We start from the raw sequence: 15,791 nt of genomic DNA on the forward strand, positions 1-15,791 counted from the left end.
GGCTGACATGACGTTTATCAAGATTGCCCTGGCCGCCACCCTGGCCGTGCTGGGGGCCAACGCCCTGGCCGCCGACCCGCAGTTGATCGCCAAGGGCGAATACCTGACCCGCGCCGCCGACTGCGAGGCCTGCCACACCACCCCCGGCGGCAAGCCGTTCACCGGCGGCCTGGCGTTCCAGCTGCCGTTCGGCACCCTGTACTCGCCCAACATCACCGCCGACGCCGCCACCGGCATCGGCAGCTGGAGCGACGACGACTTTGTCAGCGCCCTGCAGAAAGGCGTGGGCAAGGACGGCAAGCATTATTACCCGGCGTTCCCCTACACCTCGTACACGCTGATGCCGCGCGAGGACATCCTGGCGATCAAGGCGTACCTCACCAGCCTGCCGGCGGTGAACCAGCCGCCGAAGGAAAACAGCATCGGCTTCCCGTTCAACCAGCGCTGGGGCATGGCCCTGTGGAACATGGTGTTCGCCGACGACAAGCGCTTCACGCCGGACCCGGCGCAGTCCGCCGAGTGGAACCGCGGCGCCTACCTGGTGCAGGGCCCCGGCCACTGCGGCGAGTGCCATTCGCCGCGCAACCTGGCCCAGGCGGTGGACACCAGCAAGTCCCTGGCCGGCGCAACCCTCGGCAACTGGCAGGCCTACAACATCAGCGCCGACAAGCGCTATGGCGTGGGCAGCTGGCCCCAGGACGTGCTGACCCGCTACCTGGCCACCGGCGAGGCGCCCGGCTACGCCATGGCCGGCGGGCCGATGAGCGACGTGGTGGAGCACAGCCTGCGCTTCCTCACCCCCGATGACATCAAGGCCGTGGCGGTGTACCTGCAGGGCTCGCCGGCCCGTGCCGAGGGCATTGCGCGGCCAGCGGTAGTGGTCAACGACGGGCCGCTGCCGCCGGGCGATGGCCTGGGCCGCAAGGTGTTCGTCGACGCCTGCGCCGGCTGCCACCGCCTGGACGGGCAGGGCAACCAGACTGGCGTTGCGACCCTCACCGGGCTCAAGTCGCTGAACGATCCGGCGGGCACCAACGTCGTTGCCGTGTTGCTGGCCGGGCACTATCCGTTCACGTTCGGGTCGCAACAGAAGATGCCTGATTTTGCCCAGGCCTACAGCAACCAGGAGTTGGCCGCCGTGAGTACCTTCGTCTTGCGCCGCTTTGGCGAAACCGATGCCCGCATCACCGCCCAGCAAGTGGCCCGGAGCCGTGCCAGTGCACTGCATTGATGAGCTGCTGGGCGCCCTGGATGACGGCGCCGAGGCGGTGCTGGCCACCGTCGTCAAGGTCCAGGGTTCGGCCTACCGCCGGCCGGGCGCGCGCATGCTCATCCCCCAGGTGGGCGACCCGCGCGGCACGGTCAGCGGCGGCTGCCTGGAAAACGAGGTGGCGCGCAAGGCCTGGTGGCTGAGCGAACAGGGGCCCAAGGTGGTGGCCTACAGCACGGCCGCCGATGAAGACGACCCGCTGGACGAGGCCGCGTTCAGTTTCGGCCTGGGCTGCAACGGCACGGTGTTCGTGCTGATGGAGCGCGTGCAGCACGACTCGCTGCTGATGCGCACCCTGCGCCGGGTGCGCGACCGTGGCGAGGCCTGCGCCCTGGCCACGGTGATCGCCAGCGACGGGCCGTTGCCGGTCGGCGCGCGCAGCGTGCCGGGCAGCGAAGGTTGGCCGCAGGCGTTGAATGATCAGGTGCAGCAGGGGCTTGCCTGCGTGCTGCAGCAGGGCAAGTCGGCGCTGCGCCGTTACCGTGGCGAGTGGGGTGAAGTCGAGGTGTTCCTGGAATACCTGGCCCCGGCGCGCCGGCTGGTGGTATTCGGCGCCGGCCACGACGTGCAGCCGCTGGTACGCATGGCCGACCTGCTGGGCTGGAAGGTCACGGTGGTGGACGGCCGTTCGCATTTCGCCCGCCCCGAGCGTTTCCCCCAGGCCCAGGCGGTGCTGTGCGCCCAGGCGCGCGAGCCGTTGCCGGCCAGCGTGCAGTTGAACGGCGCCGCCGTGGCCGTCATGACCCACAGCCTCACCCAGGATTTCCACTGGTTACAGGCGGCGCTGGGCAGCGGTGCGGCGTACATCGGCCAGCTGGGCCCACGGGACCGCACCGAGCGGCTGCTGGCGGACATGGACGCCGCGCACCTGCCCGCGCTGGACCGCCTGCATTACCCCATGGGCCTGGACCTGGGCGGCGACAACCCGGAAAGCGTGGCCATGGCCATCCTGGCCGAGATAGCCGCGGTGTTCAATGGCCGCGCCGGCGGGCCGTTGAAGGCGCGCCAGCAGGGCATTCATGACGTCGAGCCGTCAGTGCTGCACGGCGCCCAATCAGGCGTCGGCGACCTTGGTGGCGTGGAACGAGCAGATCTGCCAGTCAGCGCCGGTGCGGCGCCAGACCTGCGTGGTGAAACCGCCTGACGCCACGCTGTGCTCGCCGCCGCGTTTCTGCAGGGTGTTGGCGTGGGGGCCGGTCATGATCGCCAGGTCATCACCGGCGAAGCGCACCTGCAGCGGGCCGCGCTCCACACTCAGGTAGCGCACCACGTCTTGCGCGTAGGCCAGGTACTGGGCCTTGTCGTGGACCAGGCCGGTGGTGTGCACGTACACCAGGTCGTCGGCAAACAGCCGTGCCACTTGGGCGTGGTCGTCCTGTACCAGGGCGCGGCTGCGCTCGGCTTCCAGGGCCAGCAGATGGGCGTGGGTTTCGGTGTGGGTAAGCGTCAAGGCAGTGCCCTCGCAAGGTGGTTGGGGGAGGGGGCATTCTAGGAAGGCAGGGGCCCTGGGCGCTCATCGTGTTTGCCGATGGCAGGCAGTGGCCGCGGCGATGGCCGGCGCATTCATTCACGTTACAAGCGCTCGGCTGCTTGATAGCATTGCGCCGCCATTGGCTAGACAAGGACGGGCGGGGATGAGCAAGGCGTTATTCGTGCTGCTGGCGCTGGCCGCGCCTTCGGTGTTCGCGGCCACCTACAAATGCGTTGCCCCGGATGGCGCGGTGGCCTTTGCCGCCACGCCCTGCGCGCCGGGCGCGGGCGAAAGCACCTTCGTGCCCCCCGCCAGCGGCAACGACCCGGCGGCAGCCGCCCGCCAGCGCACGGCCGCCGCCGCGCCGGCGCGGGTGGTGCTGGTGCGCACGGTCATCACCCACCAGGAACACATCACTTGGACCGTGCGCCACACCCGCGCCGCGCCGCCGCCCAGCGTCATTCCCTGACGCCCCTGACGCGGCCTCCGGCCGCTGCTACGGGAACCGCGCGATCGGCGGGGTGCGCGCGTCCTTGTAGCAGCGGCCGCAGGCCGCGTCTGGAATCAGCGCTCGGACACGTCGATCCAGATGGTCTTGATCTCGGTGTACTGGTCGTGCGCCCACACCGACTTGTCGCGCCCGCCGAACCCCGACTCCTTGTAGCCGCCAAACGGGGTGGAGGCGTCGCCTTCGCCGAAGCAGTTGACGGTGACGATGCCGGCGCGAATCTCGCGTGACAGCTTGATGGCGTTGCGCAGGTTGTCGGTGTACACCGACGCCGCCAGGCCGTACACGGTGTCGTTGGCCAGGGCGATGGCCTGGTCGATGGTCTTGAAGGTGGTCACCGCCAGCACCGGCCCGAAAATCTCCTCCTGGAACAGGCGGCTGTCGGCTGGCACGCCGTCCACCACCGTGGGCTGCACGTACACGCCTTGCTCGGTCTGGCCGCCCACGCGCACCTGCAGTTGTTCCACGCGCGCCTGTTCAAGGTAGGAGGCCACCTTGTCGAAATGCGCCTTGCTGACCATGGCGCCCAGGCGGTTGTCCGGGTCCAGTGGGTCGCCCAGTTGCCATTCGCGCAGGTGCACGGCGATGCGTTCGAGCAAATCGTCCTTGATGTCTTCGTTGACGATCAGCCGCGAGGACGCCGAGCAGTTCTCGCCCATGTTCCAGAACGCGCCGTTGACCACGTGGCTGGCCACCAGGTCCAGGTCCTCGACGTCGCTCATGACCACGGCCGGGTTCTTGCCGCCGCACTCCAGCACGATGCGCTTGAGGTTGGAGTCAGCGGCGTAGTGCAGGAAGCGGCGGCCGGTGGCGGTGGAGCCGGTGAAGCTGACCATGGCCACGTCCATGTGCCGGCCCAGCGGTTCGCCCACTTCCTGGCCGCCGCCGGGCAGCACGTTGAACACGCCTGCCGGCACGCCGGCCGCGAAGGCCAGCTCGGCCACGCGCAAGGCGGTGAGGGTGGTTTCGGTGGCTGGCTTGACCACGATGGAGCAGCCGGCCGCCAGCGACGGGCCGATTTTCCACGCCAGCATCAGCAGCGGGAAGTTCCACGGCAGCACCAGGCCGACCACACCGATGGCTTCGCGCACCACCAGGGTCAGGGCGTCGTTGCCCACCGGGGCGGTGTTGTCGTAGATTTTGTCGATCAACTCGGCGTGCCAGCGGATCATGTGAATGGTTTCCGGCACGTCGATCAGCGCGCACTCGCGCACCGGCTTGCCGCTGTCCAGGCTCTCCATCACCGCCAGTTCGTCGGCGTGCTGTTCCAGCAGATCAGCGAAGCGCAGCAGCACCTTCTTGCGCGCGCCGGGCGAAAGCTTGCTCCAGCGGCCATCCTCGAAGGCGGCCTTGGCCACCGCCACGGCGTGGTCGACGTCGCTGCTGTCACAGGCCACGACGTGCGCCAGCACTTTATCGGTAGCCGGGTTGGTGGTGGCGAAAGTCTTGCCCGAGCGCGACGCATAGGGCGCGCCGTCAACGAACGCCTGCGTCGGCAGCACCAGGGTTTCAGCGATGGCCGCGTACTCGGCCTTGCTCAGCAACGTGCTCATTGCACACCTCCGGTGATCTGCGCCACTTCGCGCTTGAGGTCAGTGATGACGTTCTTCAGCGCCTGCTTCTCTTCAGCCGTCATGGCCTGCAGCGGTGCGCGCACGCCGCCGGTGCTCTGGCCGTTGAGCTCGCAGCCGTACTTGATCGACTGCACGAACTTGCCGCTTTCGAGGAAATCCATCAGCGGCATGAACGCCGACATGATCCTGCGGCCCTTGTCGAAGTCCTTCTCCACCACGCAGGCCTCGTACAGCGCCACGTGCTCGCGCGGAATGAAGTTGGAACCGGCGCACACCCAGCTGCGCGCGCCCCAGGCGAAGAACTCCAGGGCCTGGTCGTCCCAGCCGCAGGACAGGGCGATGTTGGGGTAGTTACGCGCCAGGAAGTGCAGCTGCGCCGGGTCGCCGGAGCTTTCCTTGATGGCCACCACGTTCTTCACCTGCTTGATGGCGGCGAAGTAGGCGGCGCCTATGCTCACGCCCATGCGCGCCGGGTAGTTGTACAGCATGATCGGCAGGTTCGCGGCGCGGTCCACGGCCTGCAGGTGCGCGGCGTTCTCCAGCTCGGTGGGCAGGGCGTAGGGCGGCGAACCCACCAGGATGGCGTCGGCCTTGATCGCGCGCGCGGCCTGGGCGTAGGCCACCGAGTCTTCGGTGCGGATGGCGCCGGTGCCGATCACCAGCGGCAGGCGGTTGCCGATCACGGCCTTGGCGTGGGTGGCCAGGTCCAGGCGCTCCTGGGCGGTGTGGGCGTAATACTCGCCGGTAGAGCCGCCGATGATGATGCCGTGCACCTTGGCCTCGATCAGGTATTCCAGGGTCTCGGCAAAGGCGTGGCGGTCGATCTGGCCGTCGGCGGTCAGTGCGGTGATGGCCGGGGTATAGATGCCTTCGAATTTCATGCGTGGTTCTCCTAGATAAAGGGCAGCAGGTTCAATTGCCGAGCGCCGCGGCGTCGCGCAGGCTCAGGGAACGGGTTTCAGGGGCCATGGCCCAGGCAGCCACAAGGCCTACCAGGGTCACGGCGGCGGCTACATACATGGTGTGGCCGATGCCAATGCCTTGCAGCGAGAGGGGCACCAGGTAGGTGCCCACCGCCGCTCCAACCCGCGACAGCGAGGTACCGATGCCCACGGCAACGGCACGGATTTCAGTGGGGAACAGCTCGTTGGGGTACACCAGTTGCAGCACCTGGGCGCCGCCGATGAACAGCGCGTAGGCGCCGAACAGGGCCAGCACCAGCAGTTCGTTGCCATCGGGGAACAGCCCCAGCAGCAACAGCGCCAGGCCCGACCAGAGGAAGCTGTGAATGAGCATGCTGCGCCGGCCCATGACGTTGATCAGCTGGCTGGCGAAAATGCAGCCGATGACGAACAGCAGGGTGATGGCGATGGAGCCGAACGCCGCCCAGTCGCCCTTCAGGTGCAGGGCTTCGAGCACCTTGGGCGCGAAGGCGTACACGGCGAACACGGGAATGATCGAGCACGACCAGAACAGCGTGACGAACACCAGGCGCTTGGCGTAGCCGCTCACCAGCAGGCCCCACAGCGTGGTGCAGGCCAGCTCCGCCTGTTCCGGCAGGTTGGCCAGGCTGAACTGCGGGCCATACACGCCCTTGATGACCTGTTCGGCCTCGGCGGCGCGGCCCTTGCTCAGCAGCCAGCGTGGCGATTCCGGGGTGCCCAGGCGCAACAGCAACAGGCCCAGGCCGATGGCCGCGGCGCTGGCCAGCACATAGCGCCAGGCGTCATCGCCGCCCAGGTTGATCAGCGTGTTGCCGACGATGTAGGCGAAGGCGGCGCCGGCAAACCACAGGATGGTCAAGGCGGCCAGGCGTGGGCCGCGGTATTTGCGCGGCAGGAACTCTACCAGCAGCGCGGTGGCCACCGGGTATTCGATGCCCACGGCCAGGCCGATGATAAAGCGGCACAAGAATAGCGCGGGGGCCGAGTCCACCCACAGTTGCGCCAGGGAACAGACAATAAATAACAGCGGGCCAATAAAATAAACTTTCTTGCGGCCCAGGCGATCAGTCAGGAACCCCCCGAAGAAGCCACCAAAGAACACGCCAATTAACGCCGAGGCGGCAATCATGCCTTGCCAGAATTCGGTAAGTTGCAACGCCGCGGACATTTGCAACATGGCAATGCCGATAATACTCAGTACATAACCGTCGACAAAAGAACCACCGCCGGAACGCAGGGTAAGTTTGCGGTGAAATGCATTGAGCGGGACATCTTCAATGCAACAGTTGGAAGGTTTCATGAGTCTCTCCTCTATCGCCCGGTAGTGCATTACCGGGCGTACGTTGCGGGAGCTGGCTTGCCAGCGAGTTTTGGCAGTTGTTCGATAGCTCGCTGGTAAACCAGCTCCCACAAGGGGCGTTGTTGTTATTGTTGGTGCAAGAGTGTTGAAACAGGCTCAAGCGTAATCAGCTCTCCTGGCCGGCGCGGTATTGGCCCCACGCCAGGTTCATGTTCACCCCGGCCGACAGCAGCGGTTGCGGCGGGTTCTGGCTGGGCCCGGGGGCGGCCAGCAGGAAGTCGGTGAGGTGGCTGCGCTCGCCCGCCAGCCAGTCGGCCAGCAAGGTGCCGGTGACGGTGCCGCGGGTAACCCCCAGGCCGTTGCAGCACAACGCCCCGTAGACATTGGGTGCCAGCTCGCCAAAGTGCGCCATGTGGTTGCGCGACAGGCTCAGCGAGCCGCCCCAGGTGTACTCGAAGCCCACGTCCGGCAGCATCGGGAAGCGCTTGGCGAACGACACCTGATGGCGTTTGACGAACTGCTGCAGGTACTTCTGTTTGCTGGCGCCGTCCGGGTTGAAGCTGAAGCTGTTGCGCACCAGCAGGCGGTTGTCGACGGTACGGCGCAGGGTGGTGCCGAACGGGTCGGCGGGTATCACCCCCCAGAAGGGCTTGCCGCCCAGGCGTGCCTGCTCGTCCACCGTCAGTGGGCGGGTAAGGCTTGCGTAGGTGAAGATCGGCAGCATGCGCCCTTTCAGGAAGCCGAAGCTCATGCCAAAGGCGTTGTTGGTCAGCACCAGCTTGTCGGCCAGGATGCTGCCGCCCTGGTGTATCAGGCGGGTTTGCGCGCCGTATTCCACCTGGGTAATGGGCGTGTTTTCGTACAGGGTGACATTGCCTGGCAGGCTCTCGGCCAGGCCTTTCACCAGGGCGGCGGGTTGCACCAGCGCGGTGCCGGGGGTGAACAGGGCCTGGCGGTAAAAGCCGGTGCCGATGTGCCCGGGCAGGTCTTGTTGGGCAATAACCTCGTAGGACTGGCCCAGCTTGTCCAGGCCGCGGCGGTAGGCGTCCAGCACGGCGATGCCGCGGTCTTCGATGGCGGCCTGGTACTTGCCGCATTCGCGCAACTGGCAGTCGATGCCGTGTTCTTTCACCAGCGCCTTGAGTATCGACTGGCCTTGCAGGTTCAGCGCCAGGCTCATCTTCGCCGTGGCGATGTCACCGATGTAGTCGTCGGCGCCGATGTCGTGGGGCAGGTCGATGGCGAAGCCGGCGTTGCGCCCCGAACTGCCGTAACCCACCTGCTGGGCTTCCACCAGCACAATCTCTTCGTCAGGAAAACGCCTGGCCAACTGCCGCGCCGCGGCAAGCCCGGTGAAGCCTGCGCCTATCACCACCCAGCGCGCCGTGCGGTGGCCCACGTGGGCAGGGCGCGGCGTGCGCGGTGGGGCCAGGTGGAACCAGCCGCACGTGGAATCATCTGCGGGAATATGCGTGACCTTTGCCATTTCAACGACCCGGTTTTTTTATTTGTCGAACCGGTGGCTGTTCACACCGGCGTCACATGCCTGAGCTAAAAATACTCTGTGTATACATCGTGTCGACACACTATAGGGCAGGTTTTATCGGGGTGTCTAGAGGCCCCGATTTATCCGTTTGAAGGGCTTTGAAAAGCGTCCGCAATGGCCGTTTTTTTCCGCAAAGCCCTTATGCCACGGGCGTTTGCGGGTATATTGGCGCAGCAAATTTCACTGCGGCGAGCGGCCGCAGGTGGCAAGCGCTGCCTTCGCACTGTTCCAAAAACGACAGCCTTGTTTCCTGTTCACGACCAGGCCTTTTGCTAGCCATGTGCGCAAAGGCTTGAACCGCAAGGCTTTGGCCCCGACAATGAAAAAATCTCAGGTATTCACGGTGTATACATCGTGAATACAACCCGTTGACCGATCCCCGTCGCCGTGCGAGTCTGGCTCCATAAGCCGGCCGTTGTTGACGAAAACAGCCCTTGGAGGTCGTTTGTGAAAAGCGGCAAGAACAGTTTGTACGACGACTTGAAGCGTCAGATCCTGACCATGGAACTGGACCCCGACGAGGTGCTGGACGAGGTGGGCCTGAGCGAGCGCTACGGGCTGTCCCGAACCCCGGTGCGCGAAGTGTTCCGCCGCCTGGCAGGCGAGGGTTACATTGATATTCAGGAAAACCGCGGTGCGCGGGTAATCGCCATGAACTACGCCACCCTGCGCAACTTCTTCCTAGTGGCGCCCATGATCTACGCGGCCATTGGCCGTTTGGCAGTGAACAACTTCCGGCCTAAACAACTGGAAGACCTGAAACAGACCCAGTTCCGCTTCCGCCAGGCCACACTGGCCAAAGACCCGCTGGGCATGGTGCTGGAGAACAATCGCTTTCACGAGATCATGGGCGAGATGGCCGGCAACCAGTACCTGGAGCCCAGCCTGGGGCGGCTGCTGATTGACCACGCACGCATCGGCCATACCTTTTACCGGCCGCGCGACCCGGACATGGAGCGGCGCCTGGACTTGTCGGTAGAGCACCACGACCAGTTCATCGAGGCCATCGGCAAACATGACGAAGGTGCCGTAGTGGACCTGGTGTTCGAACACTGGGAGTTGTCGCGGGAAAACATGGAAATATTCATTGCGCCGCAAGGGCTCGATGTCAATGGCCTCGGCGAACTACCCCGCGGTTCGAACTCCGAAAAGTGGTCGTGAACGGCCGCTGTTGAATAACCGGCGCCTGGGTTAACTGCCCGCGCCGGCTTATATATAAACATTGAAACAACGCAAAGGCGTACGGTCGCCGGCTGCGCGAAATTCGAGGTGCAACTTAAAGTAACGACCGCACGCAACGTGTGCGGAGCGATGGCGTGTGGCTTTAACAAACTCAACCCTGTGTTTTTTATTGCGTACTACGAGGTCAGTCATGAAGAAGATGTGGAAAGCACTGTGCGCGGCAACCCTGGCAACGATGGTGATGTTGCCGGTACACGCCGAGGAAAAGACCATCACCATGGGGACACTGTCCTGGGAAGACCTGACGCCCATTACCGGTATTACCAAGAAAGTGCTGGAAGACTCCGGTTATACCGTGAAAGTGGTGGAGTTCTCGGAGTGGGGCATTGCCTACGCCGCCCTGGGCAAAGGTGATATTCAGGTACTGGCTTCGCAGATCGACTACGCGGCCTATGACTACTGGAACAAGAACAAGAGCCGCCTGGAAAAACTCTCGCCGGTGTCCCACGGCCTGTACCAGGCCATCGCCGTGCCCAAGTACGTGCCCATCGATTCGCTGGACCAACTCAACGACAACGCCGACAAACTGGGCGGCAAGATCATCGGCATCGAGCCCGGTTCGGGCCTGATGAGCGACGCCACCAAGGCGGTCAGCGAATACGGCATCAAGCTGCAACTGGTGGAAGGCAGCACCGCGGCCATGACCGCCGCGCTGAAGTCCGCCGTGGACCGCAAGGAACCCATCGCCGTCACCGTGTGGGAGCCATCGTGGATGGCGCAGAAGTTCGACCTCAAATTCCTCAAGGACCCCAAAGGCGTGTTCCCGCCGCCACAAGGCTACTACTGGATCGGCCACAAGGGCTTCTCGGCTGAGTACCCCCACGCCCGTGAGCTGATGGCCAGCGTCTTCGTGCCGGTGGCCGACATCACCGCCATCAACGGCGAGGTGAAGGACGGCAAGACCATGGAACAGGCCATCCAGGGCTGGACCGCCAGCCACGGCGAACTGCTCAAGCGCTGGGAAAACGTAAAACAACAATAAGCCTCGACACTGCTGTGCCACTGCCGAACTTGGATTAATTAGAAAAACCAGCGAAAAACTGGTTCGACGGGTTCCGAAATGACAATGTCCAACGCAAACGCCAATGAAGTGCTGATCGATTGCCAGTCCCTGTGGAAAATCTTTGGCCAGAACGCCCCTGCCGCCATGAAGGCGGTGGTGGACAAAGGCCTGAGCAAGACTCAGGTGCTGCAACAGTTCAGCTGTGTGGTCGGGGTCTCCGACGTTAGCCTGCAGGTGCGCCGGGGCGAGATCTTCTGCATCATGGGCCTGTCCGGCAGTGGCAAATCCACGCTGATCCGCTTGTTGAACAAACTGATTACCCCCAGCGCCGGCAAGGTGGTGGTGAAGGGCCAGGACCTGTCCACCCTCAACCCCACCCAGCTGCGCCAGGTGCGCGCCCGCCACATCGGCATGGTGTTCCAGAGCGTGGCGCTGCTGCCCAACCGCACGGTGCTGGAAAACACCGCCTTCGGCCTGGAAGTGCAGGGCGTGGGCAAGGCCGAGCGCTACCAGGTGGCCGAGCGCGCGCTGGCCAAGGTCGGCCTCACCGACTGGGCCCAGCGCTACCCCAATGAACTGTCCGGCGGCATGCAGCAGCGCGTGGGCCTGGCCCGGGCGATCACCGCCGACCCGGAAATCATCCTCATGGACGAGCCCTTCAGCGCCCTTGACCCGCTGATCCGCCGCCAGCTGCAGGACGAGTTCCGCCAGCTGACCAAGGACTTGGGCAAGTCGGCGGTGTTCATCACCCACGACCTCGACGAGGCCATCCGCATCGGCGACCGCATCGCCATCATGAAAGACGGTGTGATCATCCAGGTGGGCACCGCCGAGGACATTGTCCTCAACCCTGCCGATGACTACGTCGCCGAGTTCGTCGCCGGCATCTCGCGCTTGCACCTGGTAAAGGCGCACTCGGTGATGACCCCGGTGGCCGCCTACAGCGCCGCGCATCCGGGCAGCGACCTGTCGCGCCTGAGCAAAACCACGGTCGAGGCCGACATCGACGAGCTGATCGGCCTGATCATGACCTCGGACCGCGACGCCCTGGCCGTCACCGACAAGGGCGCCATCGTCGGCATCATCACCCCGCGCGACCTGTTGCGCGGCGTGCAGGGCTTGCCCAACGACTTCACCCAGGATGTGCCTGAGGCTGCGGTGGAGCGTGCCCAATGAGCCTGGCCAGCGTTGCCTTGCCCGATTTCGCCCAACCCTTCGACGACCGCGTCGACGCCGGCCTGCAATGGCTGTCGGACCACGGCGCCGACTGGTTCGACCTGGCCAACGCCGGGCTCAAGAGCCTGTTCCAGGCCGTGCTGTGGCTGGTGGCCTGGCCGCCGTGCTACGTGATTGCCCTGTTGATCGCGCTGCTGGGCTGGCGTTTGGTCGGCCGGCGCTTTGCGCTGCTGGCGTTCGTCGCGCTGCTGGGCTGCAACCTGATCGGCCTGTGGCCGGAAACCACCAGCACCCTGGCCCTGGTGCTGACCGCCACGGTGCTGGCGCTGGTGGTGGGCATTCCCCTGGGCGTGGCTGCCGGCCTGGCGCCGCGCCTGGACCGGCTGGTGGACCCGTGCCTGGACCTGGTGCAAACCCTGCCGCCGTACATCTACCTGCTGCCGGCCATCGCCCTGCTGGGCTACGGCCCGGCCACGGCGCTGCTGGCCACCTTCATCGTCGCCGTGCCGCCGGTGCTGCGCCTGACCGCCCTGGGCATCCGCATGACGCCGCGCGAGTTCATCGAACTGGGCGACGCCAGCGGCGTCACCGCCACGCAGATGTTCTTCAAGATCCGCCTGCCGTTCGCCCTGCCCAGCATCATGGCCGGCATCAACCAGAGCCTGATGATGGCCTTCGGTATGGTGGTGATCGCTGGCATCGTCGGCTCCGGCGGCCTGGGCGAGTCCATCTACGGCGCGATACGCACCCTGGACATCGCCAAGTCGATCAATGCCGCCATCGCCATCGTTATCCTTACCCTGATTCTCGACCGCCTGGCGCAGAGTTTCGCCCACAGCAAGGCCGGAGGTGGCCAATGAGCATTGCCGATCTGCGTTTCTCCCCCGGCGAGTACCTGGCGCCCGTGGTGGACTGGCTCAACAGCCACCTGCACCCGCTGTTCGTGGTCATCAGCGAAATCATCGAGGCCACCTTGGGCGCGGTGCAAGGCGTATTGCTGGCGCCGCCGCCGTTGCTGCTGGTGGCCATCGTCGTGGCCCTGGCGCTGTATTTCGCCAACCGCCGCGTGGCGCTGTTCGCCGGGCTGATGCTGCTGTTCTGCCTGTTCAGCGGCCTGTGGCTGGCGTCCCTGCAGACCATCGCCCTGGTCTCGGTGGCGGTGCTGATCTCGGTGGCCGTGGCCTTCCCGCTGGGCGTGCTGGCGGCGCGGGTCAAGCGCGTGGACACGCTGATCACCCCAGTGCTGAACATCATGCAGACCGTGCCGCCATGGGTGTACCTGATTCCGGCGGTGATGCTGTTCAGCCTGGGCCGCGTGCCGGCGATCATCGCCACCATTGTCTACGGCATTCCGCCAATGCTGCGGCTCACCACCCTGGCGTTCAAGCAGCTGCCCAAGGACCTGCTGGAGCTGGGCCAGGCCTCGGGCGCCTCGCCGCGCGACATTCTGTTGAAGATCGAACTGCCCACCGCCGCGCCTACCCTGCTGGTGGGGCTTAACCAGTGCATCCTGCTGTCGCTGGCCATGGTGGTGCTGGCCGGGCTGGTGGGCGCCGGCGGCCTGGGCGCCGAGGTCACGCGCGGCCTGACGCGCATGGAGATGGGCCTGGGCCTGCGCGCCGGCCTGGCCATTGTCGCCGTGGCGCTGTTGCTTGACCGCCTGTCCCGTGGCGCCCTGCAGCGCCATTCACCACGCCAGCTGGCCTGAGGAGTCGACCATGCGCCACAGCTTTTTCTGCATCGACGCCCACACCTGCGGCAACCCCGTGCGCGTGGTGGCCGGCGGCGGGCCGCTGCTGCCGCTGCTGCCCATGGCCGAACGCCGCGACCTTTTCGTGCGTGACCACGACTGGGTGCGCACCGCACTGATGTTCGAGCCGCGCGGCCATGACGTCATGTCGGGCGCCATCCTTTACCCCAGTGTGCGTGAGGACTGCGACTTCGCCGCGCTGTTCATCGAGGTCAGCGGCTGCCTACCCATGTGCGGCGCCGGCACCATTGGCCTGGCCACGGTGGCCATCGAAGAAGGCCTGGTCACCCCGCGCGAGCCGGGCCGGCTGGCCATCGAGACCCCGGCCGGGCGGGTGGACGCCGAGTACCAGATGGGCCCCGGCGGGGTCGATTCGATCCGCCTGCGCAATGTGCCCAGCTACCTGCACGCCGCCAACGTCGAGGTGGACGTGCCGGGGGCAGGGCGTCTGGTGGTGGACATTGCCTACGGCGGCAATTTCTATGCGGTGGTAGAGCCGCAAGCCAACTGGCCGGGGCTGGAGGGCATGGGCAGCGGCGACATCGTCAGCCTCAGCCGGCGCCTGCGCACGGCCCTGGCCCAGGTGTGCCAGCCGGTGCACCCGCTGCATAGCCACATCCACGGTGTGCACCACGCCATCTGGTGCGACGCCCCGCGCAGCCCCAAGGCCGACGGCCGCTGCGCGGTGTTCTACGGCGACAAGGCCATCGACCGCTCGCCCGGCGGCACCGGCACCTCGGCGCGCATGGCGCAGCTGGTGGGCAAGGGCCGGCTCAAGGCCGGTGACACCTACTGGCACGAGAGCCTGATTGGCACGCTGTTCGAAGGAAGGGTGGAGGCGCTGCTCAAGGTGGGAACCTACGATGGCATCGCCCCCAGCATTGGAGGCTGGGCAAGGATCACCGGGCACAATACAATTTTCGTCGATGACCGCGACCCCCTGGTCCACGGCTTTCTATTGCTGTAGGCGCCAGCCACGAATAAGAGAACAACGTGATTTCACACCGTACTTCCCCCGTTGCCGCCACCCGCCAGGCAGGCGCCAGCCCCGCAGCCCCGGCGGCGGGCGCGCGGCAGACCCGCGTGGGCTTTGTGCTGCTGGAGCACTTCTCGCTGCCGGCCTTCACCCAGGCCCTGGACACCCTGGTCACCGCCAACCTGCTGCGCCCCGGGCTGTTCGCCAGCACCACCCTGGGCCTGGCGGGCGAGGAGGTGACCAGCGACCTGGGCCTGGTGATTCGCCCCGATGCCTTGCTGGGCGCCGTGACACCGGCGGATTTCGACCTGCTGGTGGTGTGCGGCGGCCACCGCACCGAGCTCAAGGCCGACCCGGCCCTGAGCGCGTTCATCACCGCGGCCGCCAGCCGCGAGGTGACCCTGGCCGGGCTGTGGAACGGCGCCTGGTTCCTGGGCCGCGCCGGGGTGCTGAACGGCTACCGCTGCGTGGTCCACCCCGAGCACCGGCCGGCCCTGGCGGAAATCGCCAAGGTGTCCCACGTGACCAGCGAAGCCTATGTGCTGGACCGCGACCGCCTCACCGCCTCAAGCCCGGCGGGGGCGTTCCAGATGACCCTGGAGTGGATCAAGGGCCTGCACGACAAGGCCCTGATCGAAGGCATCGAGGATATTCTGGCGTTTGGCGAATCCCGCTACCGGCGCCTCAACCCGTCGAAGAACGTCTCGGTGAGCCCGGCGTTGCGCCAGGTCATCGACCTGATGAACGCCAACCTTGAGGAACCGCTGGAATTCGCCCAGCTGGCCGCGTATGCCGGGCGTTCGCGGCGGCACATCGAGCGGTTGTTCAAGGAGCAGCTGGGCACCACGGCCCAGCGTTATTACCTGGAAGTGCGCATCATCGAGGCGCGGCGCCTGCTGCAGCACACCGAGCTGTCGATGGTGGAAGTGCTGGTGGCCTGCGGCTTCGTCTCGCCCAGCCATTTCAGCCGCTGCTACAGCGGCTACTTCGGCTACCGGCCGTCCAAGGAGACCCGGTTCGTCAAATGATCT

The 15,791-nt window shown here is 65.8% G+C and carries 15 protein-coding genes; 10 read left to right on the top strand and 5 right to left on the bottom strand.

The features are described 5' to 3' along the window. Positions 1–7: 7 nt before the first annotated feature. Both AC0J42_RS11645 and AC0J42_RS11650 read left to right on the top strand, forming a co-directional pair. A complete protein-coding gene (locus AC0J42_RS11645; RefSeq protein ID WP_473006246.1) occupies positions 8–1,231 on the top strand; it encodes a c-type cytochrome in 1,224 nt (407 codons plus the stop codon). After that, a complete protein-coding gene (locus tag AC0J42_RS11650; RefSeq protein ID WP_473006247.1) occupies positions 1,218–2,414 on the top strand; it encodes an XdhC family protein in 1,197 nt (398 codons plus the stop codon). Before AC0J42_RS11645 ends, AC0J42_RS11650 begins: the two co-directional genes overlap by 14 nt. Here AC0J42_RS11650 and AC0J42_RS11655 read toward each other — a convergent pair. Further along, positions 2,325–2,720 carry a nuclear transport factor 2 family protein gene (locus tag AC0J42_RS11655; protein ID WP_473006248.1) on the bottom strand — a complete coding sequence of 132 codons (396 nt, stop codon included), beginning with the start codon at positions 2,718–2,720 and terminating at the stop codon, positions 2,325–2,327. The genes AC0J42_RS11650 and AC0J42_RS11655 overlap by 90 nt on opposite strands. Before the next feature lie 184 nt (positions 2,721–2,904). Between AC0J42_RS11655 and AC0J42_RS11660 the strand changes: the two genes are divergently transcribed. Further along, the gene (locus AC0J42_RS11660; protein WP_473006249.1) at positions 2,905–3,210 is read left to right on the top strand and encodes a DUF4124 domain-containing protein; all 306 of its coding nucleotides are present in this window, start codon (positions 2,905–2,907) and stop codon (positions 3,208–3,210) included. Between the two features lie 95 nt (positions 3,211–3,305). On the opposite strand, the gene AC0J42_RS11665 is transcribed toward AC0J42_RS11660, so the two are convergent. The 4 genes from AC0J42_RS11665 to AC0J42_RS11680 all read right to left on the bottom strand — a co-directional run bounded on the left by AC0J42_RS11665 (position 3,306) and on the right by AC0J42_RS11680 (position 8,553). Continuing rightward, positions 3,306–4,802: an aldehyde dehydrogenase gene (locus tag AC0J42_RS11665; RefSeq protein WP_473006250.1), complete on the bottom strand. Its 1,497-nt coding sequence runs from the start codon at positions 4,800–4,802 to the stop codon at positions 3,306–3,308. Continuing rightward, positions 4,799–5,704, bottom strand: a complete 906-nt coding sequence (locus AC0J42_RS11670) for a dihydrodipicolinate synthase family protein (protein ID WP_473006251.1) — start codon at positions 5,702–5,704, stop codon at positions 4,799–4,801. The genes AC0J42_RS11665 and AC0J42_RS11670 overlap by 4 nt, the downstream gene beginning before the upstream one ends. A 31-nt stretch (positions 5,705–5,735) precedes the next feature. Next, positions 5,736–7,067 (bottom strand): MFS transporter, encoded by a 1,332-nt coding sequence (locus AC0J42_RS11675; protein ID WP_473006252.1) that lies wholly within the window; start codon positions 7,065–7,067, stop codon positions 5,736–5,738. Positions 7,068–7,233: 166 nt separating this feature from the next. After that, positions 7,234–8,553 (bottom strand): NAD(P)/FAD-dependent oxidoreductase, encoded by a 1,320-nt coding sequence (locus tag AC0J42_RS11680; RefSeq protein ID WP_473006253.1) that lies wholly within the window; start codon positions 8,551–8,553, stop codon positions 7,234–7,236. Positions 8,554–9,060: 507 nt separating this feature from the next. Between AC0J42_RS11680 and AC0J42_RS11685 the strand changes: the two genes are divergently transcribed. The 7 genes from AC0J42_RS11685 (at position 9,061) to AC0J42_RS11715 (ending at position 15,788) form a co-directional block, all read left to right on the top strand. Continuing rightward, positions 9,061–9,774, top strand: coding sequence for a GntR family transcriptional regulator (locus tag AC0J42_RS11685; protein ID WP_473006254.1), 714 nt, complete (start codon positions 9,061–9,063; stop codon positions 9,772–9,774). 211 nt (positions 9,775–9,985) lie between these two features. Beyond that, the gene (locus tag AC0J42_RS11690) at positions 9,986–10,837 is read left to right on the top strand and encodes a glycine betaine ABC transporter substrate-binding protein (protein ID WP_473006255.1); all 852 of its coding nucleotides are present in this window, start codon (positions 9,986–9,988) and stop codon (positions 10,835–10,837) included. Positions 10,838–10,915: 78 nt separating this feature from the next. Next, a complete protein-coding gene (locus AC0J42_RS11695) occupies positions 10,916–12,034 on the top strand; it encodes a quaternary amine ABC transporter ATP-binding protein (protein ID WP_416423710.1) in 1,119 nt (372 codons plus the stop codon). After that, positions 12,031–12,894 carry an ABC transporter permease gene (locus AC0J42_RS11700; RefSeq protein ID WP_473006256.1) on the top strand — a complete coding sequence of 288 codons (864 nt, stop codon included), beginning with the start codon at positions 12,031–12,033 and terminating at the stop codon, positions 12,892–12,894. The genes AC0J42_RS11695 and AC0J42_RS11700 overlap by 4 nt, the downstream gene beginning before the upstream one ends. Beyond that, the gene (locus tag AC0J42_RS11705) at positions 12,891–13,742 is read left to right on the top strand and encodes an ABC transporter permease (RefSeq protein WP_416423712.1); all 852 of its coding nucleotides are present in this window, start codon (positions 12,891–12,893) and stop codon (positions 13,740–13,742) included. The genes AC0J42_RS11700 and AC0J42_RS11705 overlap by 4 nt, the downstream gene beginning before the upstream one ends. A 10-nt stretch (positions 13,743–13,752) precedes the next feature. Further along, on the top strand, positions 13,753–14,751 hold the full coding sequence (locus tag AC0J42_RS11710) for a 4-hydroxyproline epimerase (RefSeq protein WP_473006257.1): 999 nt from the start codon (positions 13,753–13,755) through the stop codon (positions 14,749–14,751). A 116-nt stretch (positions 14,752–14,867) separates the two neighbouring features. Next, entirely contained in the window at positions 14,868–15,788 is a 921-nt protein-coding gene (locus AC0J42_RS11715) for a GlxA family transcriptional regulator (RefSeq protein ID WP_416427583.1), read from the top strand. Positions 15,789–15,791 lie beyond the last annotated feature (3 nt).

This window comes from Pseudomonas sp. Tav-5-1A (genome assembly GCF_055755055.1).